Raw genomic sequence first — 25,816 nt, 5'->3', positions numbered from 1 at the left:
TCCGGTACACTACTGCGTTTTCCGATCCCGACCGAGTTTTTGCGATGACGCAGGATGAACTGAAGGCACTGGTGGCACAGGCCGCCGCAGACTACGTATTGGCCAACGTGCCCGAAGGTGCCGTGCTGGGTGTCGGCACCGGCTCGACGGCCAACCTGTTCATCGACGCCATGGCGCCGCACAAGGCGCGCTTTGCGGGTGCGGTGTCGAGCTCGGAGGCGTCGACGCGTCGCCTGCAGGGCCACGGCTTTACGGTGCTGGATCTGAATGAAGTCGACGCGATCCCCGTGTACGTGGACGGTGCCGACGAGATTGACGCCTCGGGCGCCATGATCAAGGGTGGTGGCGGCGCACTGACGCGTGAGAAGATCGTCGCTTCCGTGGCCGGCACGTTCGTCTGCATTGCCGACGGCAGCAAGCTGGTCGAGACGATGGGCGTGTTCCCGCTGCCCGTGGAAGTGGTGCCGATGGCACGTGCTGCCGTGGCGCGCCAGTTGGCTGCGCTGGGCGGCCAGCCGCGCCTGCGCATGACCAAGGAAGGCCAGATCTACAAGACCGACAACGGCAATGTGATTCTCGATGTGGTCGGCCTGCGCATTGCCGATCCGAAGGGGCTGGAATCGGTGCTCAACGACATTCCAGGCGTGGTGACGGTCGGCTTGTTTGCCAAGCGCGGCGCCAACGTGCTGCTGCTGGGGACGGAAGCAGGCGTCCAGCGCCGCGATTTCTGATCCGGCTTGTGCACCCATAAAAAGCTGCTCATGCAAGTGAGCAGCTTTTTTTTATGCCGAGGGCTTCACTTTGGGGCGACGCAGGGAATAAGTGATCTGCGCGCACGTTTGCACGCGGCGAGGGATTGAAAACCGGGGGTTCAGCGAGACATGGAGTGGCCGATAAGACGGAGACGGGGCAGCGTGGGCTGCCACTCGAAGTCGCCTTACCCGGAACACCATGAAACTCGCGATCAAACTTCCCTTGGCATTTGCGGCGGCCTTGCTGCTGATGTTTGCCGGGGCCATCTACGGTATTGCCTCGCTGAACCACTCCATCGTCGAATACAACACCACCGTGCAGGCTCGAGTGGCCGACGAACGCGCCGTGACCAACATGCTTGTCACCTTCAAGACCCAGGTGCAGGAATGGAAGGACACCCTGTTGCGCGGCGAGGACCCCGTCAAGCTGGATAAATACTGGGGTGCGTTCCTCAAGGGCGAGCAGGCGGTCGCCGACCAGGCAAAGGCGTTGCAGGCCACGCTTCCGGCGGGCAGGAGCCGTGACCTGATCGCCCAGTTCGCGACCGCGCACATGGCCATGGGGCAGGGCTATCGCAAGGGTCACGACATGTTTGTGGCGTCGTCGTTTGATCCGACCGTGGGCGACAAGATCGTGGCCGGCGTGGATCGAGAACCGGCTCGCCTGCTCGATGAAGCGGCCAGGGAGATCGCCGCGGAAAGCACAGCCGTATCGGCCAAGACTGCGGAGGCCGCGCATACGGCGCTGGTGGTCAGCGTCGTGCTGATGCTGGCTGCGTTCGGGCTGGGGCTGGCCGGCGCGTTTGTGTTCAGCCGGTCGATTACGCGGCCGCTGTCGCGTGCGGTGGATGTGGCTCGCACGGTGTCGCAAGGTGACCTGGCCAATGCCTTCGAGGCCCGCGGGTCCGACGAGATCGCGCAACTGCTGATTGCGTTGAAGGACATGCAGCGCAGCCTGGCGAGCGTGGTGAGCGAGGTGCGTCGCAATGCCGAGGGTGTGGCTGCCGCGAGTTCGCAGATCGCCTCGGGCAACCTGAACCTGTCGTCGCGCACGGAAGAGCAGGCGGCTTCGTTGCAGGAGACCGCCGCCAACATGGACGAGATCACCTCCACGGTGCGGCGCAACTCCGAGAACGCGGTACAGGCCTCGTCGCTGGCAGGTCAGGCTTCCGACACAGCAGCGCGTGGCGGCAAGGTGATGAGCGATGTGGTGCAGACCATGCAGGGCATCTCCGAGAGCTCGAACCGGGTGGGCGAAATCATCGGCGTGATCGACAGCATTGCCTTCCAGACCAACATCCTGGCGCTGAATGCCGCGGTGGAGGCCGCACGCGCCGGGGAGCAGGGCCGCGGCTTTGCCGTGGTTGCCGGCGAAGTACGCACCCTTGCGCAGCGCAGTGCCACGGCAGCCAAGGAGATCAAGGGACTGATTGGCCAATCAACCGAACGCGTGGAAGCTGGCGCGCGCCTCGTGCAGGATGCGGGCGGCATCATCGACGAGATTGTGGTTTCGGTGCAGCGCGTGACGCAGATCGTGGCGGAAATCTCCTCCGCCTCGGCCGAGCAGAGCACCGGCATCGAGCAGGTGAACATCGCTGTGGGCCAGATTGAAGAGGTGACGCAGCAGAACGCTGCGCTGGTGGAAGAGGCATCGGCGGCTGCGCAGGCCATGGCAGATCAGGCCGATGCACTACGCCGTGCCGTGTCGATCTTCAAGCTCGACGGCACGATCGTGCTTGCCTGAGCCCCTGGGTGATTGCTCAAACAAAAAAGCCGTTCAGCGCAAACTGAACGGCTTTTTCATTGGCAGCGGCAGATCAGGCCGAGGGCGGCGGCACGTAGCCGGCAGCTTCGTCGGCGCCTTCGCCGAAGAAGTACTTGTCGGTCTGCTTGAGCAGGTACTGGCGGGCGCGCGAATCCGCCATGTTCAGGCGATTTTCGTTGATCAGCATGGTTTGGTGCTTGAGCCAGCCGGCCCAGGCTTCCTTCGAGACGTTTTGCCAGATCTTCTTGCCCAGTTCGCCGGGCAGGGGCGGGAAGTCGAGACCTTCGGCTTCCTTGTTGAGCTTGACGCAGTGGACCATGCGGGCCATGGGGTTTCCTCTTTTCTCTTGTGTGGCGGATGCGTCGCCCTGGTGGGACATTCATCGGACGCGCGCGAATTTCGCCATTGTAAAACGCGTGGCCGGCACCGCCGGGATTCCGGTATGCCGCTCAGGGGCATATCGGGGCTTAGAGCTTCTTCATCAGCACCATCGAGCGCCGTTGCCAGTTGTAGAGCTTGCGGCGGTCTTCCGGCAGGTCGTCCACGGTAGCGCGCACGAAACCGCGCTTGAGGAACCAGTGTTCCGTGCGCGTGGTGAGCACGAACAGCTGCTTGAGGCCCAGGGCGCGGGCGCGCACTTCGGTGTGCTTGAGCAGTCGTTCCCCATCGCCGGTGCCCTGGCTGTCGGGGGAGACGATCAGGCACGCCATTTCGGCCATGCCATCCTTCGGATACGGATACAGCGCCACGCAGCCAAAGATGATGCCGTCGTGCTCGATGACGGAGAAGTTGGCGATGTCGCGCTCGAGCAGCCAGCGCTCGCGCGGCACCAGCGTGCCGTCGGCTTCCAGTGGTTCGATCAGTTGGACAATGCCGCCCACGTCGTCCAGCGTGGCTTCGCGCAGGTATTCCAGATCGGTGTGCGACACCATGGTGCCCACGCCGTCGTGCTGGAACAGTTCCAGCAGGATGCTGCCATCCAATGCAAACGGAATCAGGTGCGCCCGGCGCACGCCGCCGCGCATGGCCTTGACGATGTGCTGCAGGTAATAGGCCACGTCCGCTTGCAGGGCACCTTCGCGCACGCGCTCGATGGCCATTTCCATCGACAGCTCTTGCTGCAGCTTGCCCACACGGTCCACCAGCCCCGGCACCTCGGTGATGAAGATCAGCTTGTCGGCCTTGAGCGCTGTGGCCGTGTTGGTCGCCACGTCTTCCATTGACAGGTTGAACGCCTGCCCCGTGGGCGAGAAGCCCAGCGGCGAGAGCAGCACGATCTTGCGGTTGGAGAGCGATTGCTGGATCGAGTCCGCATCGATCTTGCGCACCAGCCCCGTGTGCTGGAAATCCACGCCGTTGACGATGCCGACCGGCCGCGCCGTCACGAAATTGCCCGACACCACCGAGATGCGCGCACCCGCCATCGGCGTGTTCGGCAGCGCCTGGCTGAAGGTGGCTTCGATATCGAGGCGCAGTTCGCCCGAGGCCTCTTTGGCCGACTCCAGCGCGGCGTTGTCCGTGACACGGATGCCGTCGACAAACTGCGTCTGCACGTTGCGCAGCGCCAGTTGTTCTTCCACCTGCGGGCGGGAGCCATGCACCAGCACGATGCGCATGCCCATGGCGTGCAGCAGGGCGATGTCGTTGACCAGCGAGCCCAGCATGCCCGCCTTGACCAGCTCGCCGCCGAAACCGATCACGAAGGTCTTGTCGCGGAAGGCGTGGATGTACGGCGCCACCGCGCGCAGCCAGTCCACGAACTGCTGTTGCTCGGGCGTGGGCGGAATCGGCGCGACGTCGACGGGGGCGGGCGTGTGCGCAACCAGCGAGACGCCGGAAGCGGGGGCGGAGGAACGAGCGGTCACGGGCGGAGCAGGGAAAGCGGCACGGGGCGCGGGCCGGCGCGAGGAAAGATGCGCGGATTATAATCCCGCCCGATGTCAGATTCCCACGCCAAGCCGCAGTCTGCGGTGCCCTCCCGCCCCCAGCCGAAAGACGCCCCGCCGCCCGAGCGCAAGCCTGGCGGCAATGGTCGTCCATCTGGTCGTTCGCAGCGTCGCCCGAAGCCTACGCCGGAAGAGCTGGCCGCCGCACTGGAAGCGCGCCGCGCCCGCGCCAACCGCGTCCCCCCGATCACGTTTCCAGAGGCGTTGCCCGTCTCCGCTCGCCGCGACGAGATCGCCCAGGCCATTGCCGCTAACCAGGTGGTGATCGTCTCGGGCGAGACCGGCTCAGGCAAGACCACGCAGTTGCCGAAGATCTGCCTGTCGATCGGGCGGGGGATCGGCGCGGGCGGCACGGGGTTGATCGGCCACACGCAGCCACGCCGGATTGCCGCCACGTCCACGGCCAAGCGCATCGCGCAGGAGATCGGCACGCCGGTGGGCGAGCACGTGGGCTATCAGGTGCGCTTTAACGATGCGCTCTCCGCCGGCGCGTCGGTCAAGCTGATGACCGACGGCATCCTGCTGGCCGAAACGCAGAACGATCCGCTGCTGCGCGCCTACGACACGATCATCATCGACGAGGCGCACGAACGCAGCCTCAACATCGATTTCCTGCTGGGCTATTTGAAGCAACTGCTGCCGCGGCGCCCGGACCTGAAGATCATCATCACCTCGGCGACCATCGACGCCCAGCGCTTTGCCGAGCACTTTGCGGGGCCGAAGGGGCCTGCGCCGGTCATCGAGGTCAGCGGCCGGCTGTATCCGGTCGAAGTGCGCTACCGCCCCGTGCAGCGGGATGAGAAGGACAAGGAGCGCGATCTCTACGAAGCCATCGTTGATGCGGTGGACGAACTCGCCCGCGAAGGCTCGGGCGACGTGCTGATCTTCCTGCCGGGCGAACGAGAGATCCGCGAGGCCGCCGAGGCGCTGCGCAAGCACCATCCTGCGCATACCGAGATCCTGCCGCTGTTTGCGCGTCTGTCCGTGCAGGAGCAGGAGCGCGTGTTCAGGCCGTCCAACGCGCGGCGCATCGTGCTGGCGACCAACGTGGCCGAGACCTCGCTCACGGTGCCGGGCATCCGTTACGTGGTCGATACGGGGCTGGCGCGCGTCAAGCGCTATTCGTATCGCAACAAGGTCGAGCAGTTGCAGATCGAGCCGGTGTCGCAGGCTGCAGCCAACCAGCGCGCGGGCCGCTGCGGCCGGGTGGCTGATGGCGTGTGTATTCGCCTGTATGAAGAGGCAGATTTCGTTGCGCGGGCGCGCTTTACCGATCCGGAGATTCTGCGTTCATCGCTGGCGTCGGTCATCCTGCGCATGAAGGCGCTGCGGTTGACGGATGTCGAGCAGTTCCCCTTCATCGAGCCGCCGCTGGGCCGTGCGATTGCCGATGGCTACCAGTTGCTGCAGGAACTCGGTGCCGTCGACGATGAAAATGCGCTGACGCCGCTGGGCAAACAGGTGGCCCGTCTGCCGCTGGACCCCCGCGTGGCGCGGATGATTCTGGCTGGCCGCGACCACCAATGTCTACGCGAAATGCTCATCATCGCGAGTGCGCTGTCCGTGCAGGACCCGCGCGAGCGGCCGCAGGAGTTGCAGCAGCAAGCCGATCAGGCACACCGTCAGTTTGCTGACGAAAAGTCCGAATTCCTCGGCTGGGTGAAGCTGTGGAAGTGGTTTGAAGAGGCCGTCGCGCACAAGAAGTCGAACAAGCAGTTGCAGGAGAATTGCCGCTCGCACTTCCTCTCACACGTGCGGCTGCGCGAATGGCGCGATGTGCATTCGCAACTGCATACGACGGTGGCGGAGCAGGGTTGGAAGCTCAATGAAACCGATCCGACCTACGAGCAGTTGCATCTGGCGCTGCTGACGGGCCTGCTCGGCAACATCGGCGTGCGTATTGAAGAGGCCGATGGCAAGGGCCGCGAATACCTCGGCGCGCGCGGCATCAAGTTTTTCCTGTGGCCGGGTTCGACTATTGCACGCAAGGCGGGCAAGTGGGTTGTGGCCGGTGAATTGGTGGAGACCAGTCGCCTGTTCGGTCGCACGCTCGCGCGGATCGAGCCGGAGTGGGTGGAGAAGGCCGGCGCGCACCTGCTGAAGGTGTCGTGGAGCGATCCGCACTGGGAAAAGAAGGCCGGCCAGGTGATGGCCTTCGAGCGCGGCACGCTGTATGGCTTGCCGATCTACCAGCAGCGCCGTGTGCATTTCGGGCCGATGCAGCCGAAGGAGGCGCGCGAGATGTTCATCCGCCGCGCGCTGGTCGACGGCGAATTCGAAACGCGTCTGCCGTTCTTTGCGCACAACCAGCGGCTGGTGCGCGAGATCGAGAACCTCGAGCACAAGTCCCGCCGACAGGACGTGCTGGTGGACGATGAGCTGATCTACGCGTTTTACGACAGCCAGATCCCGGCCGATATCTACAACACCGTGTCGTTCGAGCGCTGGTACGCCGAGGCTGCCAACGCCAGTGGCAAAGCCGGCCAGAAGCTGCTGTACCTGAATCGCGATGACCTGATGCGGCACGAGGCGGCCGGCATCACGACCGACCTGTTCCCCAAGACGCTGCCGATTGCCGGTATCGACATGGGCCTGACGTACCACTTCGAGCCGGGCAGCCCGCGTGATGGCGTGACGCTCACGGTGCCGCTGTACGCGCTCAACCAGGTGCCCGCGCAGCGCGCCGAATGGCTGGTGCCCGGCATGCTCAAGGAGAAGGTGCACCTGCTTCTGAAGAGCCTGCCGCAGAAGCTGCGCCGCCATTGCGTGCCGCTGCCCGACTACGCGGCAGGCTTCGTCTCGCGCGTCAAATTGGGCGATGGCGACCTGCTCGACCGCCTGATCGCTGATGTGCGCGAGCAGACCGGCATCATGCTCAAACGCGCCGACTTCAAGCTCGAAACGCTGCCCGCGCATCACTTCATGAACTTCAAGGTGATCGACGAGCATGGTCGGCAGCTCGACATGGGTCGCAATCTGGCACAGTTGCGCGCTGAACTCGGTGGACGCGCGCAGCAGACGTTCCAGTCGATTGCCGCCCAAGACGCGGCGCAGAGCGATGGTGCCAAGCCCGCAAAGGCCGGCAAATCGCCATCGTCGGACCTGCCGGCCAATGCGGCGCTGTATTCGGGCCTGACCACCTGGAACTTCGGCCAGCTGCCGGAGCTGCTCGAAGTCCGTAAGGGCAACCAGACGCTGTTCGGCTATCCGGCACTCGTCGATGCGGGCGACCACTGCGATGTGGAAGTCTTTGACGATCCGGCCGAGGCCGCGCGCATCCATCGGCTGGGCCTGCGCCGGTTGTTTGCGATCCAACTGCGCGAGCCGCTCAAGTACCTGGAAAAGAACATCCCGGGCCTGTCGCAGATGGCCATCCAGTTCATGCACCTGGGTACGCAGGACGAATTGCGCAACCAGATACTGGACGCCACGCTGGAGCGCGCCTGCCTGCAAGACCCGCTGCCCACCGACGACGCCAGCTTCGGTGCCCGCAAGGACGAAAGCCGTGCCCGCCTGACGCTGCTGGCGCAGGAGATCGCGAGGCTGGCTGGCGCGATCCTGGCGGAGTACGCGCAGATGCCACGCAAGTTGCAGATGGCCAAGCCGTTCGCCGCCGCCTATGCGGATATCGACGCACAACTCAAGACGCTGATGCACAAGCGCTTCATCGAGGCGACGCCATATGCGCAGCTGACGCACTTCCCGCGCTACCTGAAGGGCATCGCCTTGCGCATCGACAAGCTCAAGGCCGACCCCGCGCGCGACACGCAGCGCATGCAGGAGATGGCGCCGCTCATCCAGCAGTACCAGCGCGCGGAAAAGGCGCTGCGCGTGCAAGGGCAGGGCGGCACCGACCCCCGCATGGAGGAATTCCGCTGGATGCTGGAGGAGCTGCGCATCGCACTGTTTGCGCAGGAATTGCGCACGCCGGTGCCGATGTCGGTCAAGCGGCTGCAAAAGGTGTGGGAATCCATGCAGCGCTAGGCGCTGCGATGCCTTGGCGGGCGCGGGGAAAGTTCCCGCTTTCTTTTTTTGATTTGTGTCAGCGGTGCCGTAAAGGCGGGCGTTAAAATGGCTGGCTAAGTTGCTGAATCTTCTCGCTATGTCTGCCTCGCGCGCCTCGTTTGCCTCCCGTTGGTTTTCCACGCTTGTCCTGTCGGCCGCAGCCCTGATGGCCGCGCATGCGGCGCGTGCTGAAGTCGTCACTGTGCTCAATTCGGGCGACGCCAGCGTTTCTCTGATCGACAAAGACACCCGCAAGGTGCTGGAGACGTTCCCCATCGGTAAGGAACCGCACCACCTGATCGCCACCCCGGACGAAAAATCGCTGATCGTCGCCAATGCGGTCGGCAACGATCTGGTGTTCCTCGATCCGGTCACCGGCAAGATCCAACAGCGCGTGCCGCGCATCGATGACCCGTACCAGATCGGCTTTTCGCCCGACCAGAAGTGGTTCCTGACCACCGGCAACCGTCTGGACCGCGTCGATATCTACCGCTGGGACGGCCACGTGCTGACCATCGCCAAGCAAGTGCCGATGGCGAAGACGCCCAGCCACATCGCCTTCACGGCGGACAGCAAGATCGCGTTCATCACGGTGCAGGATTCCAACGAAGTCGTGGCCATCGATCTGCCCACGCAGACCGTGATGTGGCGCATGACCATTGGGTCCGCGCCGGCCGGCGTGTGGGTCACGACCGACCAGAAATACCTGCTGGTGGGCATGACCGGCGCGGACTACGTCGAAGTCATCGACTGGCGCACGCGCACCACCGTCAAGCGCATCCCGACCGGCAAGGGCGCGCACAACTTCCGCGCGCTGGGCGACAAGCGCCACCTGTTCCTGTCCAACCGCGTGTCGGGCACGATCAGCATCATCGATCAGCAAACGCTGACCAAGGTGGGTGATATCACCGGCCTGCCGCCCGGCCCGGATGACATGGAGCTGACCGCCGACGGCAAACAGCTCTGGGTGACCTGCCGCTGGGCCAAGACCGTGGCCATCGTCGATGTGGCAAGCCGTACGGTGGTGGAGAAGATCAAGGTCGGGCGCTCGCCGCACGGCATCTACTTCCGCTCGCGCGCGCCCCTGATCTGAGCGTGGTGACCATGAAATCCGGTATGTCGGTGTTTCGCGCGGCGGCCGCTACGGCGGCACTGGGGCTGTGTGCGCTGGCGACTGCCGCACCGGGCGGTGTGAATGCCGGCGCGTGCAGGGGCACCGTCTACCTGACATTCGACACCGGCAGCATGAGCCAGGCGCAGTTGATTGCCGACACGCTGCGCCGCCACCGCATCCAGGCCACCTTCTTCCTCGCCAACGAGAAGACCATCCACGGCGACAGCACGCTCGATGACGGCTGGGCGCCGTACTGGAAATCCCTGGCGGCGGACGGCCACGCCTTTGGCACCCACACGTTCGACCACGTCTACTACAAGGGCGAGGCTGGGGCAGGCAAAGTCCGCTTCCGCCCGCAGTTTGGCGAGCAGGGCGGCCGCAACGTCGTCTGGGGTGAGCCCGAGTTTTGCGCCGAACTCAAGCGGAGCGCCGATCGCTTCAAGGTCATGACCGGTCAGCCGATGGACCCGCTGTGGCGTGCGCCTGGCGGCCACCTCTCGGCCACCACAGAGGGCTGGGCCAAGCAGTGTGGGTTTGCGCATGTGGCCTGGGCGCCCGCAGGTTTTCTTGGCGATGAGCTGCCGTCCGAGCGCTATCCCAACGATGCGCTGCTGCAAAAGGCGCTGTCCAGCGTGCGCGATGGCGATATCACCATGGCGCACCTTGGCATCTGGTCGCGCAAGGATCCATGGGCACCGGCTGACCTGGAACCGCTGATCACAGGCCTCGAGCGCAAGGGCTTCTGCTTCGCCACGCTGCGCGATCATCCGCAGTACAAGGCCTGGTTTGCTGCTCACCCCGCACACGCGGCAGCACGCTGACATGTTCGACTGGATTGCCGACACCTTCACGCAAGCGCAGGACGTGCTCTTTCAGCACGTCGTGATGCCGATCACCTACGCCATCGGCCTGGGTGGCTACGTTGAAGATGCGTACCCCGGCACCGAATGGCTGTTGATGGGCCTCGTGCAGATCGCCGTGCTGCTGCTGATCTTCCGCCCGCTGGAACGCTGGCGTCCGGTGGAGCCGGTGCACGATCGCAAGGCTGTGCGCGCGGACATTTTCTACACGCTGTTCCACCGGCTGGGCTTCTTTCCGCTGCTGATGTTCTTCACGCTGCAGCCGCTGATCGACGATCTGGACGGCAAGCTGCGTTTCTGGGGCTGGGCGCACCTGAACGTGGAAGACTGGTGGCCGGGTGTGACGTCCGTCGCCATCGTCAGCTTCCTGATCTACCTGGTGCTGTTCGACTTGCTCGACTACTGGTATCACCGTCTGTCGCACAAGTTCCACTGGTGGTGGAACCTGCATTCGCTGCATCACAGCCAGCAACAGATGACGCTGTGGTCGGATGACCGCAACCACATCCTCGACGATGTGTTGCGCGGGGCAGTGTTCGCCATCGCCGCACTGATCATCGGGGTGGAGCCCTCGCAGTACGTGCTGCTGGTCGCCATCTCGCAGCTGCTGCAAAGCCTGCAGCATGCCAACGTGCGCTTGCACTTCGGCTGGCTGGGTGAACGGCTGCTGATCTCGCCGCGTTTCCATCGTCTGCACCACGCCATCGGCCTCGGGCATGAGGTGCCGGGCAAACCGGGCGTGCTCGGCGGTTGCAACTTCGGCGTGCTGTTTCCGTGGTGGGACATGCTGTTCGGCACCGCCATCTTTTCGCCGGAGTACCACGCCACCGGCATCCGCGATCAACTTCCCGCGCCGCAAGGCCGTTCGCGTGATTACGGCCGGGGCGTGCTGCGCCAGCAGTGGCTTGGCCTCAAGCGACTGTTCGGCCGCGCGTAAGGCCAGGCGCAGTGCGACGCTTGGCGGTGCCTGCGTCATGTCCGCACGCTGTGCTAGGCTGTCCGCTCCCTGATTTCCCGACTCCCCCCCGCATGAACGACCTGATTCGCTCGTTTGGCCGTGCGCTGCTTTCGCAACTGCATCCGCGCATGCTGTTCTTGACGGTACTGCCGTTCGTCGTGGCCCTGGTGGTCTGGGGCGGAGTGCTGTATTTCGGCTGGGACGCCATGAATGGCGTGGCGCGCGATGCCGTGGAAAGCTGGGCGTTCATGGGCTGGATCAAGAGCGGCCTCAACGCGATCGGCATGACGGGGCTGTGGTCGGCCATTGCGCCGCTGCTGGTCATCACCTTGCTGGTGCCGGTGATCGTCGTGTCGATCCTCGTGCTGGTGAGCGTGGCGTCGGTGCCGGTGGTCATGCGCTTTCTCGATCGCAGCTATCCGCAGCTTGAGCGCCGCAAGGGCGGCTCGGTATTGGGCAGCCTCACGCATGCGCTGCTGTGCACGCTGGTGTTCATCCTCGTGGCTGTCATCACGCTGCCGTTGTGGCTGATCCCGCCGTTCTTCGCGCTGATCCCGCCGTTGCTGTGGGGCTGGCTGACCTATCGCCTGATGACGTACGACGCGCTGGCCGACCACGCCACGGCGGAGGAACGTCGCGCGATCATGCAGCGCTACCGGCTGCCGTTGCTCGGCATCGGCATTGCTGTCGGCATGCTGGGTTCGGCGCCGACGCTGCTGTGGGTGTCGTCGGTGGTGACCATCGTGCTGTTCCCGATCATTGCCATCGCTGTCATCTGGCTGTATGTGCTGATCTTCATCTTCTCGGCGCTGTGGTTCGGGCACTTCTGCCTGCGCGCGCTTGCACGCCTGCGTGCCGAGGCGCCGCCCGCATGCATGGTGGAAGCCAGCGTGATCGAGGTCACCACCATTGAATTGCCCCGCGAATAATCAAGAACCATCAGGACTGACATGGCTTTCGGCATGATCATCATCGGCGACGAGATCCTCTCCGGCCGCCGCGAAGACAAGCACCTGCGCAAGCTGATCGAAGTGCTCGGCGAGCGTGGTCTGGCACTGGATTGGGCGGAATACGTCGGCGACCAGCCCGCGCGCATCACCAGCGTGCTCAAGCGCACGTTCGCCAGCGACGACGTGGTGTTCTGTACCGGCGGCATCGGCGCCACGCCCGATGACCACACGCGCCAATGCGCCGCCGCCGCGCTGGGCGTGCCGCTGGAGCTGCATCCGGAAGCACGTGAACTGATTACCCAGCGCATCATCGAGTCGGCGGCAGGCGATCCGGTCAAGGCCGATGTTTCCACCCCCGAGAACCAGCACCGCTTCAAGATGGGCGAGTTTCCCCAGGGCGCGCGCATCATCCCCAACAGCTACAACCGCATCCCCGGATTCTCGGTGGCGCATCACCATTTCATGCCGGGTTTCCCGGTGATGGCGTGGCCGATGATGGAGTGGGTGCTCGAGACCTACTACGCCGATCAGTTCCACCGCGCACCGCGCGAGGAGCGCTCGTTCCTGGTGTTCGGCTTGCCGGAGTCGCGGCTCACGCCGCTGATGGAGCGCATCGAAGCCGAGTTCGATGGTGTGAAGGTCTTCAGTCTCCCCAGTGTGGGCGACGCAGCGCGCGGCGAGCGCTATGCCCGCTCGCACATCGACCTGGGGGTGAAGGGCTCGCCCGAAGCCGTCGCGCGCGCGTATGTGGTGCTGCGTGAAGGCGCGCTGGCGCTTGGCGGCGAGATTTTCGAGACGGACGCCGCTGCGGCGTCCTGAAGGTCGACGCCGCGGGGCTCAGGCGCCGTGCCAGGGGAGGCCGCGGAAGCACCAGCCTTCCACGGTCTTGCGGTGGCCTTCGGTGTCCTTCGCGCCTTCAAAACCTTCCAGCACATCCATCGCCGCCGTGTAACCGGCTTGGGCGGCCGCTGCGGCGGCATGCTTGGAGCGTGCCGCACTCCGGCACAGGAAGAGCACCGGTGCTTCCTTCGGCACGGCGGCCTCCAACGCACTCAGGAAATTGGCGTTGCGCACGCCGCCCGGATACTGGTTCCACTCCACATGCACAAACTGGCCGGGCGGGACGTCCGGCGTGCCGACCCAGTCAAGTTCGGCGCGCGTGCGCACGTCCACCAGGCGTGCCTGCGGATCGGCCGCTAGCAATGCGGCAGCCTCCTGCGGCGACAGGGCTCCGAAATACGGCAACTGATCCGCCTGGCGGCGGGCAGCGGCGGCTTCCAGCAGGGACTCGCGGGTGAGCGTGGTGGCAGTCATGGCGGGCAAGGTCGGCGAAATGGAAACAAGCATTTTAGCGCCGCCCTTTCGTGGCGCGGGTGAAAATCCCCGAGATGGTGCGCGCACCGCCTTTGTGCACGCAAACGGTGCGTTTACTGTCTTGATGCACCGTGTTTGTGCGATGGCTATGTTGCAGGGACAGCCTTGGGGTGATTCGAGGTGATCTTGGACCACGTCAATCCTGTGGCTTGCCCGGTCTTGCGCACCGTGCCAGGCATAGGCTGGCGCGGCACTGCACTATTTGCGGGAGCGCATCCCGGCAGGTGGAGGGGAATTGGCATAGTTTCTGCTAAGATTCCCGCGGTCTTTTTCAGGGGCGTTCGGGTGTGCCGGACGACCTTGCTGGAAAGAAGATGTTTCGGAGTGGAGGCGAGTTGCCGCCGAGTGCGCAGCGATCCGTCACACAACCGGCTCACAATACTTTGCGTTATTGCGCTACCAGGAGAATGGCATGTCCCAAAGCATTGCAGACGTGATGAAGCTCGTGAAGGAAAACGACGTCAAGTTCGTCGATTTCCGCTTCACCGATACCAAGGGTAAGGAGCAGCACGTCTCGGTCCCCGTTTCGCACTTCGACGAAGACAAGTTCGAAAGCGGCCACGCATTCGACGGCTCGTCGATCGCCGGCTGGAAGGGCATCGAAGCGTCGGACATGCTGCTGGTGCCGGATGCAAACACCGGCCACATCGACCCGTTCTACGAAGAGCCGACCCTGGTGCTGACCTGCGACGTGGTCGAGCCGTCGGACGGCAAGGGCTACGACCGCGACCCGCGCTCGATCGCCAAGCGCGCTGAAGCCTACCTGAAGAGCTCCGGCCTGGGCGACACCGCCTACTTCGGTCCGGAACCCGAATTCTTCATCTTCGACGGCGTGACCTGGAACATCGACATGCAAGGTTGCTTCGTGAAGATCCATTCCGAAGAAGCCCCGTGGTCGTCGGGCAAGGACTTCGAACACGGCAACTCGGGCCACCGTCCGGGCAAGAAGGGCGGCTACTTCCCGGTCGCCCCGATCGACACGTTCCAAGACATGCGCTCGGAAATGTGCCTGATCCTGGAATCGCTGGGCATTCCGGTTGAAGTGCACCACCACGAAGTGGCTGGCCAGGGCCAGAACGAAATCGGCACGAAGTTCAGCACGCTGGTGCAACGCGCTGACTGGACGCAGCTGCAGAAGTACGTGATCCAGAACGTCGCGCATACCTACGGCAAGACCGCCACGTTCATGCCGAAGCCGGTCGTGGGCGACAACGGTTCGGGCATGCACGTTCACCAGTCGGTGTGGAAGGACGGCCAGAACCTGTTCGCAGGCAACGGCTACGCCGGTCTGTCGGAATTCGCGCTGTACTACATCGGCGGCATCATCAAGCACGCTCGCGCACTGAACGCCCTGACCAACCCGGGCACGAACTCGTACAAGCGTCTGGTGCCGGGCTTCGAGGCTCCGGTCAAGCTGGCTTACTCGGCACGTAACCGTTCGGCTTCGATCCGTATTCCGTACGTGGCGAACCCGAAGGGCCGTCGTATCGAAACGCGCTTCCCGGATCCGCTGATGAACCCGTACCTGGGCTTCTCGGCGCTGCTGATGGCTGGTTTGGATGGCGTGCAGAACAAGATCCACCCGGGCGAAGCTGCCGACAAGAACCTGTACGACCTGCCGCCGGAAGAAGACGCAAAGATCCCGACCGTGTGCTCGAGCCTGGATCAGGCCCTCGAGTACCTCGACAAGGATCGCGAGTTCCTGACCCGTGGCGGCGTGTTCTCCAACTCGATGCTCGACGCCTACATCGAGCTCAAGATGGAAGAAGTCACGCGCTTCCGCATGACGACGCACCCGCTCGAGTTCGAGATGTACTACTCGCTGTAATTTGCGAGCGCCCCGGCCGATGCGTCGGGGCGAAGAGACGGTTGTCAAAGGAGGGCGGCGCAGGTCGCCCTTCCTTTTTGTGAAGGGAAGGTTTGTGGCTAGAATGAGCGATCGCCGGATTCCGGCGCCCGATCGACGTTTCCGCCAGGTTTCATCCATGTTCCGTCCTTCCTCACGCATTGCATCCGGACTGCTTGCCAGCGCGGCAGTGCTTGCAGCGTTGTCCATGCAGGCACCTGCGTACGCCGATGACGTTTATCTGTGCACGGGCCCGAACGGCGTGCCGGAGTATCGCAACAGTGGCAATGTGAAGGGCTGCCGCAAGCTGACGCTGCCGGACGTGGTGACCGTGCCGGGCACGCGTAGCCCGCGTAGTGCAGGGGCGGCGCCAACGCCGGCACCCAGCAGTAGCAATGCGGGAGGCGCATTCCCGCGCGTGGACAGCGCCACACAGAAGGCGCGCGATAGCGAGCGACGCCAGGTGCTGGAAGCCGAACTGGCCGAAGAGGAGCGCAAGCTCCAAGGCTTGAAGACCGAATACAACAACGGTCAGCCCGAACGCCAGGGCAATGAACGTAACTATCAGAAATATCTGGACCGCACCGCGCAGTTGAAGAGCGACATCGAGCGCAGTCAGGCCAATGTCGATTCCATCCGCCGGGAGCTGGGCAACCTGAAGGAGTAGCCGAGTGACGCGTCGACTGATCCGCAAAGCGGCACGCCGCGATGAACAGGAACAGACGACGCCATCCGCGCCGTCAGTCTCCGCCGCCGTGCTGGGAGCTTCCACCGGCGATGTCATCGATGGGCCGCCGCCCATTCCGTTTTCACACGGTGCACCGCCCTCGTATCCGGGGCTGGATGCGGTGCCCAATCCTATCTTGTTCGTCAGCCATCCGGCGCTGACGGTCTTCTACGCGAACCCCGCCGCTGAAGCCGCGCTGGCCGTGTCCCGCCGTCAGCTGGTGGAAATGTCGCTGCACGAGCTGTTTGTCGACCCGTCGGAGCTGGCCGAGATGATCGCCACCGTGGCCGTCCGCCAGTTCGATGCCAAGCGGCGCGACGTGTCGCTTGACCGTCCGGGCCACGAGTCGTTGCACGCGCATGCGGTGGTGGGGGCGATCGACTTTGCGCCAGGCGCCGTGCTGCTGGAGCTGCTGCCCAACGAGCAGAAGATCCGCAGCGAGCGCGAAGAGCGCCTGCTGGACCTGACCTCCGCGAACAAAGAGCTGATCCGCAACCTTGCGCACGAGATCAAGAACCCGCTGGGCGGCATTCGCGGCGCGGCGCAGTTGCTGGAGTTCGAGCTGCCCGAGCGCTCGCTGCGGGAATACACGCAGGTCATCATCAAGGAATCCGACCGGCTGCAGACGCTGGTCGATCGCCTGCTGGAGCCGCATCGGCATCCGCACATCGTCGGCGATGTGAACATCCACGAGGTGCTCGAGCGTGTGCGCTCGGTGGTGCTGGCGGAGTTTCCGCAGGGGCTGCGCATCGTACGCGACTACGATGCGAGCCTGCCGGAGTTTCGCGGCGACAAGGAGCAGCTCATTCAGGCCGTGCTCAACATCGTTCATAACGCGGCGCATGCGCTGGGACCGCGCATTGCGCAGGGCGACGGCGAGATCATTCTGCGCACGCGTGTGGCGCGCAAAGTCACGATCGCAAAACGGCTTTACAAGCTGGCATTGGACTTGCATGTCGTGGATAACGGTCCTGGTATCCCGGACGACATCCGCGAGCGAATCTTCTTCCCGCTGGTGTCGGGGCGGGAGGGGGGGAGCGGACTGGGCCTGACACTCGCGCAGACATTCGTGCAACAGCACGATGGCCTGATCGAGTGCGAGAGCAGGCCAGGCCTGACAGATTTCCGCATTCTGGTGCCGCTGCACTGACGCTTCATCGGCGCACGCAGCGCACAAGGATCCAGGCCGCAGTGTCGAGATACGAAGTCAAGCAGACGAACCAACACATGAAGCCAATCTGGATAGTCGACGACGATCAATCCATCCGCTGGGTCCTTGAAAAGGCGCTGGCGCGCGAGAGCTTGCTGTCACGCAGCTTCACCAACGTGCGCGATGCGCTCAGTGCGCTGGATGAAGAAACGCCGCAAGTCCTGATATCCGACGTGCGCATGCCGGGCGGCTCGGGGCTGGACCTCCTGCAGGCCATCAAGACGAAGCACCCGGGGCTGCCGGTCATCATCATGACCGCGTACTCTGACCTGGACAGCGCCGTGGCGGCGTTCCAGGGCGGTGCGTTTGAATACCTGGCCAAGCCGTTCGACGTGGATCGCGCAGTCGAACTGATCCGCCGCGCGCTGGAAGAAAGCCTGCGCGAGGAAGAGATTGACGATCGCCTGAGCGATGCGCCCGAGATTCTCGGCCAGGCGCCGGCCATGCAGGATGTGTTTCGCGCCATCGGCCGGCTGTCGCAGTCGAACGTGACGGTGCTGATCACCGGGGAATCCGGGACGGGTAAGGAGCTGGTGGCGCGCGCGTTGCACAAGCACAGCCCGCGTGCGAGCGGCCCCTTCATCGCGCTGAATACGGCGGCGATCCCGAAAGACCTGCTGGAATCCGAACTGTTCGGCCATGAGCGCGGCGCCTTTACCGGTGCGCAGACCATGCGCCGCGGCCGCTTCGAGCAGGCCGAGGGCGGCACGCTGTTCCTCGATGAAATTGGCGACATGCCGTTCGACTTGCAGACGCGTCTGTTGCGCGTGCTGTCGGACGGGCACTTCTACCGCGTGGGCGGCCACAACCCGCTCAAGGCCAATGTGCGCGTGATCGCGGCCACGCACCAGAATCTGGAAACGCGCGTCAAGGATGGCCTGTTCCGGGAGGACTTGTTCCACCGCCTGAACGTGATCCGCCTGCGCTTGCCGCCGTTGCGCGAGCGCCCGGAAGACATCACCCTGCTCGCGCGCCACTTCCTGCAGAAGAGCGCGAAGGAACTGGGCGTGGAGCCCAAGCGCATGTCGGACGAAGCGCTGGCACATGTCGCCACGCTGCCGTTCCCGGGCAACGTGCGCCAGCTTGAAAATCTGTGCAACTGGCTGACCGTCATGGCGCCGGCGCAGACCATCGAAATCAAGGATCTGCCGGCCGACCTCGTGCGCGGCAGCGCGCAGATGCTGCCCGCAGAAGGGGATGCCGGTACGGTGCGTCCTGCCTATATCGGCGAGCCTTCGCACGGTGGCGAGCCCTATGTGCCGGCAGCGGCCGATGTATTGGCGTCCACGACGGCGCTCGGCGCCTCCGTGACGGCGAGCTGGGAGCGCGCACTTGCAGGCGAAGCCAAGGCCATGCTCGAGGCCGGTCAGCCGGATGTGATGGATGCGCTCACGCGCCGTTTTGAGAAGGCCATTCTGGAGGCCGCGCTCGGTGTCACGCGCGGGCGCCGCGTTGAAGCGGCAACACGCTTGGGCATCGGCCGCAACACCATCACCCGCAAATTGCAGGAACTCGGCTTCGACTGACGCTCTGTCAACAAGGCCGGTTCAACCGAATATCGTCGAGCTTGGCGATTGGGATTGGGCGGATTTCCGAAAGGGGATCCGCCCTTTTTTTCTGGAAGCCCGGCCCGCTCAGTGCAGGCTGTGCTTGAGCCGCGAGAGCTCCTGGTGCGTGCGCATGACCGCCGACTGCACGGTCTGGTCGACCTTCTCGGCGTTCTGGCAGGCCATCTTGGCACGGTCGGAACAGGCTTCGAGCTTGTCCACGGCTTCGATGAACGTCTGCTCATTGCCGCCCTGCACGCGCGAGTGACACTCGCGGGCTTGCTGGTCCAATTCCTGAATCGACTGCTTCAGCGCACTGGGTACGTTCTGGTGCGACGAGCACGTCCGGGCGAGTTCGGCGATGGTGCTTTCAGCGTGTTCGAACCGCTGCCGCAGTTCCTGGGTTTGCATGAGAAACCTCCTGTCGGGCGTTGAAAGGGACGTTGCTGCGCGATGCACCGTTGTGAGGCCTTCACATGATGCAAAGCGGTGCAACGCCCTATCGTGGCGCAAGTGCTGTGCCGCGTGCGGCGGACGGCGCAGGCGGGATTTCGCGGCCCGTCAGCCGCGTGGTGCGGGCAGGGCGGGAGCGCGTGCCCCGAGAATGCGCGCGGCCACCTCGGCGAAGCCGCCGCCGCCTTCGGCTTCGGTGAGGTAGGCGGGCGGTACGGGCAGCGTATCGATCACGTCCAGCACATTGGCCACACCCACCGAGAGCGGGAAGAACTCGAACATCGCCGCATCGTTGGCCGAATCGCCCACGAACACCCAGCGCTCGCGCTCGGCATGCAAGTCGATGCTGAATGCACGGCGGGCGAGCGACACACTGGCGCTTAGCTTGTCGTGCTTGCCGAACCAGCCGTTGACGTGAATCGAACTGACGGTGGCGTGCATGCCGTGCGTGCGCATGATGTCGACGATGTGCTGCACCGCATGCTGGGGCAGCGGTGGCACCTGCTCGGCATGGTCGACGGCGAGGTCGGCTGCATGCCAGGCCTGGTCCGTCGCCAGGGCCGAACCGGGCACCGCACGCCGGATCTCCGCGCCGATTTCCCGGATGCGCTCCAGGTTACGCGCGCGCGTCTGGGCGTCATCGACAAAATCCGTCGCCAGGTGGCCGCGTGCGTCGACGCGCATGGCAAATGCGCCGTTCTCGCCGATCACCGCATCGACGGGCCACAGCCGTGCGATGACTTCACACCAGGCGATCGAACGGCCGGTTACGGGCACGACCTTGATGCCGGCGCGGTGCAACTGCTCCAACGCCGAGTACGTCTGCGCGGGCAGCTTGCCCCGTGTGGTGAGCGTGCCGTCCACATCCGTGAAGACGCCGGTGATATTGCGCAGTGCATCATTCGAGAGCTGATGCAGGGGCTGCGGAATGCGTCGCGCCGCAATGACGGGCGTGGTTTCTGGCGAGTCCGGAGCGGCAGGAGTGGTCGGTGGGGCGAGCATGCTGCGGGTGCAATAGAGGATGGCTTCAATCCATTCTAACGGCCGTTGCAAGCCAAACCTTGGAGGGTTTTCCCAATTTCTTTGTGACAGAAAGGCAAGTAACATCCCGCTGTCATAAAAATGCCCGGCCATTGAGCTAGAGTCGGCGCGCCGTTGGCAGAGCGAGGAAGCTCGCCATCACGTCGTATACAGGAGAAACGATGACGATCAAGAAGATTGCGGGGGCAGCAGCAGTGCTGGCCGCGTGTACGTTTGCGCAAGGCGCGTACGCTGTGACGGAGATCCAGTGGTGGCACTCGATGGAAGGCGCCTTGAATGACAAGGTGAACGAGATCGCCGGCAAGTTCAACGCCAGCCAGTCCGACTACAAGATCGTGCCGGTCTACAAGGGCCAGTACGATGAATCGCTGGCAGCGGGTATTGCGGCGTTCCGTGCCGGCAATGCACCGGCCATCCTGCAAGTCTTTGAAGTTGGCACCGCCACCATGATGAACGCCAAGGGCGCCATCGTGCCGGTCGCTAAGATCATGAAGGACGCGGGCGAGAAGTTCGACCCGAAGGCCTATGTGCCGGCCGTGGCGGGCTACTACACGTCGAACAAGGGCGAGATGCTGTCGTTCCCGTTCAACAGCTCGACGACGATCATGTATTACAACAAGGACGCCTTCAAGAAGGCCGGCCTTGATCCGAACAAGCCGCCCGCAACGTGGCAGGAAGTGGCCATCGACGCGGCCAAGCTGAAGGCTGCCGGCTTCCAGTGCGGCTACACGACCGACTGGCAATCGTGGGTGCACCTGGAGAGCTTCTCAGCCTGGCACAACGTGTCGTTCGCCACGGAGAACAACGGCTTTGGTGGCCCGAAGGCTCGCCTCAACTTCAACGGCCCGGTGCAGATCAAGCACATCGAGAATCTGGCCGACATGCAGAAGAAGGGCTACTTCACCTACGCCGGCCGCAAGGACGAGCCCAAGGCGAAGTTCATCGCGGGTGAGTGCGCCATGCATACGGGGTCGTCGGCGGCACTGGCGAACATCCGCAAGGGCGTGGGCACCAAGTTCGCGTTCAGCCCGGCACCGTTGCCGTACGAGGCTGGCGTGCCCGGTGCTCCGCAAAACACCATCATCGGCGGCGCTTCGCTGTGGGTGATGGGCGGCCACAAGGCCGAGGAATACAAAGGCGTGGCGAAGTTCTTCACGTTCCTGTCGCGTCCGGAAATCCAGTCCGACTGGCACCAGTCGACCGGCTATCTGCCTGTGACGATGGCGGCCTATGAGCTGACGAAGAAGTCGGGCTACTACGACAAGAACCCGGGTGCTGATGTGGCCGTCAAGCAGATGATCGTCAAGACGACGGACAAGTCGCGCGGCATCCGTCTGGGCAACTTCCCGCAAATCCGTCAGGTGATTGACGAAGAGCTGGAATCCGTCTGGGCCGGCAAGAAGACGCCGAAGGAAGCGCTGGATGCAGCCGTTGCCCGTGGCAACGAACTGCTCGCCCGCTTCGAGAAGACCGTCAAGGAATAAGCGCAACATCGCGCTCGTCTGAACCGCCGGCCTCGTGCGCTTGCACCGGCCGGCGGTGCGTTTTTGGAATGTCGCATGGAAAAACGCGTCGTCTTTCGATCGCGCTGGCTGCCGTATGTGCTGGTGGCCCCGCAGATCGTCATCACTCTGGTGTTCTTCTTCTGGCCGGCGGGACAGGCGCTGTATCAGTCGCTGCTGCGCCAGGATGCCTTTGGCATCAACCTCGAATTCGTGGGGCTGGAGAACTTTCATGATCTCTTTGCCGATCCGACCTACCTCGGATCGTTCAAGACCACGGCGGTGTTCGCCATTGGCGTGGCGCTTGTCGGGCTGGGCACTTCGCTGGCGCTGGCGTACTTTGCTGATCGTGCGCTGCGTGGCGCCACGTTCTACAAGACCTTGCTGATCTGGCCGTATGCGATTGCACCGGCTGTGGCGGGTGTGCTGTGGAGCTTTCTGTTCAATCCGTCACTGGGCATCGTGTCGTTCGTGATCCGCAAGATGGGGGTGGACTGGAACTTCGTGCTCAACGGCGGGCAGGCGCTGACGCTGGTGGTCATCATCGCGGCGTGGAAGCAGATCAGCTACAACTTCCTGTTCTTCCTGGCGGGGCTGCAGAGCATCCCGAAGTCGTTGATTGAAGCGGCGGCCATCGATGGTGCGGGGCCGTGGAAGCGCTTCTGGTCGATCGTGTTTCCGCTGCTGTCGCCCACGACGTTTTTCCTGATGGTGGTGAACGTGGTGTACGCGTTCTTCGATACCTTCGCCATCATCGATTCGGTCACGCAGGGCGGGCCGTTCAAGGCGACGGAGACGCTCGTGTTCAAGGTCTACCAAGACGGCGTGCGCGGGCTCGATATCGGCGGATCGGCGGCGCAGTCGGTCATCCTCATGGGGCTGGTGATCGTGCTGACGATCGTCCAGTTCCGCTACGTTGAACGCAAAGTCCAATACTAAAAGGAGGGCAACCGCATCATGATTGAGCGCCGTCCATTCCTGGACTTCCTCACGCACGTCGTGCTGATCCTCGGCGTGATCGTCGTGGCGTTTCCGGTGTATGTGGTCTTCGTTGCGTCGTCGCTGACGACCGAAGAAGTGCTGCAGGCGCCGATGACGCTGATCCCGGGCTCGCACCTCATCGACAACTACCGCGAAGTGCTGACCCACGGCATGGGCAACTCGGCCACGCCAGTCGGCACCATGCTGATGAACAGCCTGATCATGGCGCTGGGCATTTCGCTCGGGAAGATCGCGATCTCCATCATCTCGGCCTTCGCGATCGTCTATTTCAAGTTCCCACTGCGCAAGACGTTCTTCTGGCTGATCTTCGTCACGCTGATGCTGCCGGTGGAAGTGCGAATCCTGCCCACCTACAAGGTGGTGTCGGACCTCGGCATGCTGAACAGCTACTTCGGCTTGACGATCCCGATCATCGCGTCGGCCACGGCCACCTTCCTGTTCCGGCAGTTCTTCCTGACCATTCCCGATGAGCTGGCCGAAGCCGCGCGCATTGACGGCGCCGGGCCGCTCAAGTTCTTCTGGGATGTGGTGCTGCCGCTCTCGCGCACGAGTATTGCGGCGCTGTTCGTGATCCAGTTCATCTACGGCTGGAACCAATACCTCTGGCCGCTGCTGATCACGACCGAGAAGAGCATGACCCCCATCGTGCTGGGCGTGACGCAGATGATCTCCCGCTCCGGCGATTCCGCCACCGACTGGAACCTGCTGATGGCCACCGTGATGCTGGCGATGCTGCCACCTGCGGCCATCGTGATCGGCATGCAGCGGTGGTTCGTGAAGGGCCTGGTGGAAACTGAGAAATAAGCGAAAAGTAAAAGACGAATCGCAATGGCAAAACTGTCTCTACGCAACGTGCAGAAGCACTACGCCAACCTCCAGGTCGTGCACGGCATCGACATGGAAATTGGCGATGGGGAATTCATCGTCATCGTCGGGCCCTCGGGCTGCGGCAAGTCCACGCTGCTGCGCATGGTGGCAGGCCTCGAGCCCATCACCGGCGGCGAGGTGTGGATTGGCGACCGCGTCGTCAACGAACTGGAACCCGCTGAGCGCGATATCGCGATGGTGTTCCAGAACTACGCGCTGTATCCGCACATGACCGTGTTCGACAACATGGCGTATGGCCTGAAGATTCGCGGCTTGCCAAAGAGCGATATTCAGGCGCGCGTGCAGCAGGCCGCGGGCATTCTGGAACTCGGCAAGCTGCTCGACCGCAAGCCGCGTCAGCTCTCGGGTGGTCAGCGCCAACGTGTCGCCATGGGCCGCGCGATCGTGCGAGAACCTGCTGTGTTCCTGTTCGACGAGCCGCTCTCGAACCTCGATGCCAAGCTGCGCGTGCAGATGCGCCTGGAGCTGAAGGATCTGCACCGCCGCCTGCGCACGACCAGCCTGTACGTCACGCACGATCAAGTCGAGGCCATGACGCTGGCCGACCGCATGATGGTGCTCAACGGTGGTCGGGTCGAGCAGATCGGCTCGCCGCTGGAGGTGTACTCGCGCCCGGCCAGCACGTTCGTGGCTGGCTTCATCGGCTCGCCGCCGATGAACCTGGTGCCGGTGTCACGCCACGCAGGCGAGGGCGCGCAGATCCGCGTCGATGGCGCGAAGGGGGGCGATGCGCCAGCCACGCTGGGTCATCTGCCGATGGGCTTGCATCTGCCCGAACATGCTTTGATGGGTTTGCGGCCGGAACATATCGAGCCATGCGCTGTTGACGAGGCCATCGCATTCATCGACGTGCGCGTAGTCGAAGCACTCGGCGCCGATGCGTTTGCCTACGGTTCGCTGGCCGGTCACCCGGTTGTTGTCCGCCTGGAGCCGCACGCCAGCGTGAAGGCGGGCGACAAGCTGCCCATCACCGCCTCTGCCGACCACCTGCACTGGTTCGATCCGCAAACCACCCGCCGCATCGAGGCACAGGCATGAGCAACGCACGCACCTTGCCGGCCTGGCCGTACCCGCGCGCCATTGCGCATCGTGGTGCCGGCAAGCTGGCGCCCGAGAATACCTTGGCGGCGTTCCGCCATGGCGCCTCGTTCGGCTACCGCATGTTCGAGTTCGATGTGAAACTCTCAGGCGACGGTGTGGCCGTCCTGCTGCACGACGCCACGCTGGACCGCACCTCGAACGGCACCGGTCGCCTCGACGCGCTCACGCTCGGCCAGATCGCGCAACTGGATGCCGGCAGCTGGCACAGCCCGGCCTATGCCGGCGAGCCCGTACCCACGCTGGCGGCCATCGCGCGCTACCTCCGCGCCAACAACTTTCTCGCCAACATCGAAATCAAGCCGGTGCCCGGCGTAGAGTGGCGCACGGGGGCTGCCGTGGCGCTCGATGCCCACACGCTGTGGGCCGGCGCCGATGTGCCGCCGTTGCTGTCGTCGTTTTCCGAAGAGGCGCTGGCCGCCGCGCGGGAAGCGGTACCAGAGCTTCCGCGCGCACTGCTGTTCGACAAGCTGCCCGCCGATTGGCTCGACCGTCTGCGCGCGCTCGACTGCGTTGCGCTCGACGCCAACCACCGCGAACTTACGCCCGAAATCATTGCCGGGGCACACGCTGCCGGCTTCCGCGTCTGCTGCTATACGGTCAATGACGTGGATCGCGCCCAGCTGCTCTGGGGCGCCGGGCTGGACGGGCTCATTACCGATTGGGTGGATCGCATTTCGCCGGCATGAATGTGATGAAAACGCTTCTTTTTGCGTGGCATAACCCTATGCGTTTGTCACGTCAAAGAATCGGAATATTGCTTATAAACGTGCTATGC

Annotated in this window: 22 protein-coding genes; 17 read left to right on the top strand and 5 right to left on the bottom strand. The window is 63.9% G+C overall.

Features of this window, described 5'->3' with window-relative positions:
* Window positions 1-44 precede the first annotated feature (44 nt).
* Together rpiA and NG900_RS07355 are read left to right on the top strand one after the other, a co-directional pair.
* The gene (gene rpiA, locus NG900_RS07360) at window positions 45-731 is read left to right on the top strand and encodes a ribose-5-phosphate isomerase RpiA (RefSeq protein WP_252678660.1); all 687 of its coding nucleotides are present in this window, start codon (window positions 45-47) and stop codon (window positions 729-731) included.
* Window positions 732-951: 220 nt separating this feature from the next.
* Window positions 952-2,496 carry a methyl-accepting chemotaxis protein gene (locus NG900_RS07355; RefSeq protein ID WP_252678659.1) on the top strand — a complete coding sequence of 515 codons (1,545 nt, stop codon included), beginning with the start codon at window positions 952-954 and terminating at the stop codon, window positions 2,494-2,496.
* 73 nt (window positions 2,497-2,569) lie between these two features.
* On the opposite strand, the gene NG900_RS07350 is transcribed toward NG900_RS07355, so the two are convergent.
* Together NG900_RS07350 and argA are read right to left on the bottom strand one after the other, a co-directional pair.
* Window positions 2,570-2,845 carry an oxidative damage protection protein gene (locus NG900_RS07350; protein WP_252678657.1) on the bottom strand — a complete coding sequence of 92 codons (276 nt, stop codon included), beginning with the start codon at window positions 2,843-2,845 and terminating at the stop codon, window positions 2,570-2,572.
* Between the two features lie 139 nt (window positions 2,846-2,984).
* Window positions 2,985-4,382: an amino-acid N-acetyltransferase gene (gene argA, locus NG900_RS07345; protein ID WP_252678655.1), complete on the bottom strand. Its 1,398-nt coding sequence runs from the start codon at window positions 4,380-4,382 to the stop codon at window positions 2,985-2,987.
* Between the two features lie 72 nt (window positions 4,383-4,454).
* On the opposite strand from argA, the gene hrpA reads away from it, so the two are divergent.
* From hrpA to NG900_RS07315, 6 genes are all read left to right on the top strand, one after another.
* The gene (gene hrpA, locus NG900_RS07340) at window positions 4,455-8,447 is read left to right on the top strand and encodes an ATP-dependent RNA helicase HrpA (protein WP_252678653.1); all 3,993 of its coding nucleotides are present in this window, start codon (window positions 4,455-4,457) and stop codon (window positions 8,445-8,447) included.
* 118 nt (window positions 8,448-8,565) lie between these two features.
* Complete coding sequence (locus NG900_RS07335; RefSeq protein ID WP_252678652.1) at window positions 8,566-9,561, top strand: YVTN family beta-propeller repeat protein; 996 nt, start codon at window positions 8,566-8,568, stop codon at window positions 9,559-9,561.
* 11 nt (window positions 9,562-9,572) lie between these two features.
* Entirely contained in the window at window positions 9,573-10,403 is an 831-nt protein-coding gene (locus NG900_RS07330) for a polysaccharide deacetylase family protein (RefSeq protein WP_252678651.1), read from the top strand.
* A gap of 1 nt (window position 10,404) precedes the next feature.
* Window positions 10,405-11,379, top strand: coding sequence for a sterol desaturase family protein (locus tag NG900_RS07325; RefSeq protein WP_252678650.1), 975 nt, complete (start codon window positions 10,405-10,407; stop codon window positions 11,377-11,379).
* 92 nt (window positions 11,380-11,471) lie between these two features.
* Window positions 11,472-12,329, top strand: coding sequence for an EI24 domain-containing protein (locus NG900_RS07320; RefSeq protein ID WP_252678648.1), 858 nt, complete (start codon window positions 11,472-11,474; stop codon window positions 12,327-12,329).
* Window positions 12,330-12,350: 21 nt separating this feature from the next.
* Window positions 12,351-13,169: a competence/damage-inducible protein A gene (locus NG900_RS07315; protein WP_252678647.1), complete on the top strand. Its 819-nt coding sequence runs from the start codon at window positions 12,351-12,353 to the stop codon at window positions 13,167-13,169.
* Between the two features lie 18 nt (window positions 13,170-13,187).
* On the opposite strand, the gene NG900_RS07310 is transcribed toward NG900_RS07315, so the two are convergent.
* The gene (locus NG900_RS07310) at window positions 13,188-13,664 is read right to left on the bottom strand and encodes a rhodanese-like domain-containing protein (protein ID WP_252679816.1); all 477 of its coding nucleotides are present in this window, start codon (window positions 13,662-13,664) and stop codon (window positions 13,188-13,190) included.
* Between the two features lie 472 nt (window positions 13,665-14,136).
* Between NG900_RS07310 and NG900_RS07305 the strand changes: the two genes are divergently transcribed.
* The 4 genes from NG900_RS07305 to ntrC all read left to right on the top strand — a co-directional run bounded on the left by NG900_RS07305 (window position 14,137) and on the right by ntrC (window position 19,033).
* A complete protein-coding gene (locus NG900_RS07305; protein ID WP_252678646.1) occupies window positions 14,137-15,552 on the top strand; it encodes a 3-hydroxylaminophenol mutase in 1,416 nt (471 codons plus the stop codon).
* A gap of 157 nt (window positions 15,553-15,709) precedes the next feature.
* Entirely contained in the window at window positions 15,710-16,237 is a 528-nt protein-coding gene (locus tag NG900_RS07300) for a DUF4124 domain-containing protein (RefSeq protein ID WP_252678645.1), read from the top strand.
* 4 nt (window positions 16,238-16,241) lie between these two features.
* Entirely contained in the window at window positions 16,242-17,447 is a 1,206-nt protein-coding gene (gene glnL, locus NG900_RS07295) for a nitrogen regulation protein NR(II) (RefSeq protein WP_252678644.1), read from the top strand.
* A 77-nt stretch (window positions 17,448-17,524) separates the two neighbouring features.
* Entirely contained in the window at window positions 17,525-19,033 is a 1,509-nt protein-coding gene (gene ntrC, locus NG900_RS07290; RefSeq protein WP_252678643.1) for a nitrogen regulation protein NR(I), read from the top strand.
* Window positions 19,034-19,141: 108 nt separating this feature from the next.
* Here the strand turns inward: ntrC and NG900_RS07285 are convergent, their stop codons facing one another.
* Together NG900_RS07285 and NG900_RS07280 are read right to left on the bottom strand one after the other, a co-directional pair.
* Window positions 19,142-19,465, bottom strand: coding sequence for a hypothetical protein (locus NG900_RS07285; protein ID WP_252678642.1), 324 nt, complete (start codon window positions 19,463-19,465; stop codon window positions 19,142-19,144).
* A 150-nt stretch (window positions 19,466-19,615) separates the two neighbouring features.
* The gene (locus NG900_RS07280; protein WP_252678641.1) at window positions 19,616-20,509 is read right to left on the bottom strand and encodes an HAD family hydrolase; all 894 of its coding nucleotides are present in this window, start codon (window positions 20,507-20,509) and stop codon (window positions 19,616-19,618) included.
* Window positions 20,510-20,709: 200 nt separating this feature from the next.
* Here NG900_RS07280 and ugpB point away from each other — a divergent pair, with 200 nt between their 5' ends.
* The 5 genes from ugpB (at window position 20,710) to ugpQ (ending at window position 25,727) form a co-directional block, all read left to right on the top strand.
* On the top strand, window positions 20,710-22,032 hold the full coding sequence (gene ugpB, locus NG900_RS07275; protein WP_252678640.1) for a sn-glycerol-3-phosphate ABC transporter substrate-binding protein UgpB: 1,323 nt from the start codon (window positions 20,710-20,712) through the stop codon (window positions 22,030-22,032).
* 75 nt (window positions 22,033-22,107) lie between these two features.
* Window positions 22,108-22,989, top strand: coding sequence for a sn-glycerol-3-phosphate ABC transporter permease UgpA (gene ugpA / locus NG900_RS07270; RefSeq protein WP_252678639.1), 882 nt, complete (start codon window positions 22,108-22,110; stop codon window positions 22,987-22,989).
* 18 nt (window positions 22,990-23,007) lie between these two features.
* Window positions 23,008-23,856, top strand: coding sequence for a sn-glycerol-3-phosphate ABC transporter permease UgpE (ugpE, locus tag NG900_RS07265; protein ID WP_252678638.1), 849 nt, complete (start codon window positions 23,008-23,010; stop codon window positions 23,854-23,856).
* A 24-nt stretch (window positions 23,857-23,880) separates the two neighbouring features.
* Window positions 23,881-24,978 carry a sn-glycerol-3-phosphate import ATP-binding protein UgpC gene (locus NG900_RS07260; protein ID WP_252678637.1) on the top strand — a complete coding sequence of 366 codons (1,098 nt, stop codon included), beginning with the start codon at window positions 23,881-23,883 and terminating at the stop codon, window positions 24,976-24,978.
* Entirely contained in the window at window positions 24,975-25,727 is a 753-nt protein-coding gene (gene ugpQ / locus NG900_RS07255) for a glycerophosphodiester phosphodiesterase (RefSeq protein ID WP_252678636.1), read from the top strand. Before NG900_RS07260 ends, ugpQ begins: the two co-directional genes overlap by 4 nt.
* Window positions 25,728-25,816: the final 89 nt, after the last annotated feature.

The organism is Ralstonia soli (assembly GCF_023955655.1).
GTDB lineage: Bacteria > Pseudomonadota > Gammaproteobacteria > Burkholderiales > Burkholderiaceae > Ralstonia > Ralstonia soli.
Note: the sequence above shows the minus strand (reverse complement) of the source record. Positions and strands in the feature narration are given on the sequence as shown.

Excerpts from the sequence above, each read along its gene's own strand:
- rpiA (WP_252678660.1), top strand. The coding sequence starts at position 45 with ATGACGCAGGATGAACTGAAGGCACTGGTGGCACAGGCCGCCGCAGAC.
- NG900_RS07355 (WP_252678659.1), top strand. The coding sequence starts at position 952 with ATGAAACTCGCGATCAAACTTCCCTTGGCATTTGCGGCGGCCTTGCTG.
- NG900_RS07350 (WP_252678657.1), bottom strand. The coding sequence starts at position 2,845 with ATGGCCCGCATGGTCCACTGCGTCAAGCTCAACAAGGAAGCCGAAGGT.
- hrpA (WP_252678653.1), top strand. The coding sequence starts at position 4,455 with ATGTCAGATTCCCACGCCAAGCCGCAGTCTGCGGTGCCCTCCCGCCCC.
- NG900_RS07335 (WP_252678652.1), top strand. The coding sequence starts at position 8,566 with ATGTCTGCCTCGCGCGCCTCGTTTGCCTCCCGTTGGTTTTCCACGCTT.
- NG900_RS07330 (WP_252678651.1), top strand. The coding sequence starts at position 9,573 with ATGAAATCCGGTATGTCGGTGTTTCGCGCGGCGGCCGCTACGGCGGCA.
- NG900_RS07325 (WP_252678650.1), top strand. The coding sequence starts at position 10,405 with ATGTTCGACTGGATTGCCGACACCTTCACGCAAGCGCAGGACGTGCTC.
- NG900_RS07320 (WP_252678648.1), top strand. The coding sequence starts at position 11,472 with ATGAACGACCTGATTCGCTCGTTTGGCCGTGCGCTGCTTTCGCAACTG.
- NG900_RS07315 (WP_252678647.1), top strand. The coding sequence starts at position 12,351 with ATGGCTTTCGGCATGATCATCATCGGCGACGAGATCCTCTCCGGCCGC.
- NG900_RS07310 (WP_252679816.1), bottom strand. The coding sequence starts at position 13,664 with ATGACTGCCACCACGCTCACCCGCGAGTCCCTGCTGGAAGCCGCCGCT.
- NG900_RS07305 (WP_252678646.1), top strand. The coding sequence starts at position 14,137 with ATGTCCCAAAGCATTGCAGACGTGATGAAGCTCGTGAAGGAAAACGAC.
- NG900_RS07300 (WP_252678645.1), top strand. The coding sequence starts at position 15,710 with ATGTTCCGTCCTTCCTCACGCATTGCATCCGGACTGCTTGCCAGCGCG.
- ntrC (WP_252678643.1), top strand. The coding sequence starts at position 17,525 with ATGAAGCCAATCTGGATAGTCGACGACGATCAATCCATCCGCTGGGTC.
- NG900_RS07285 (WP_252678642.1), bottom strand. The coding sequence starts at position 19,465 with ATGCAAACCCAGGAACTGCGGCAGCGGTTCGAACACGCTGAAAGCACC.
- NG900_RS07280 (WP_252678641.1), bottom strand. The coding sequence starts at position 20,509 with ATGCTCGCCCCACCGACCACTCCTGCCGCTCCGGACTCGCCAGAAACC.
- ugpB (WP_252678640.1), top strand. The coding sequence starts at position 20,710 with ATGACGATCAAGAAGATTGCGGGGGCAGCAGCAGTGCTGGCCGCGTGT.
- ugpA (WP_252678639.1), top strand. The coding sequence starts at position 22,108 with ATGGAAAAACGCGTCGTCTTTCGATCGCGCTGGCTGCCGTATGTGCTG.
- ugpE (WP_252678638.1), top strand. The coding sequence starts at position 23,008 with ATGATTGAGCGCCGTCCATTCCTGGACTTCCTCACGCACGTCGTGCTG.
- NG900_RS07260 (WP_252678637.1), top strand. The coding sequence starts at position 23,881 with ATGGCAAAACTGTCTCTACGCAACGTGCAGAAGCACTACGCCAACCTC.
- ugpQ (WP_252678636.1), top strand. The coding sequence starts at position 24,975 with ATGAGCAACGCACGCACCTTGCCGGCCTGGCCGTACCCGCGCGCCATT.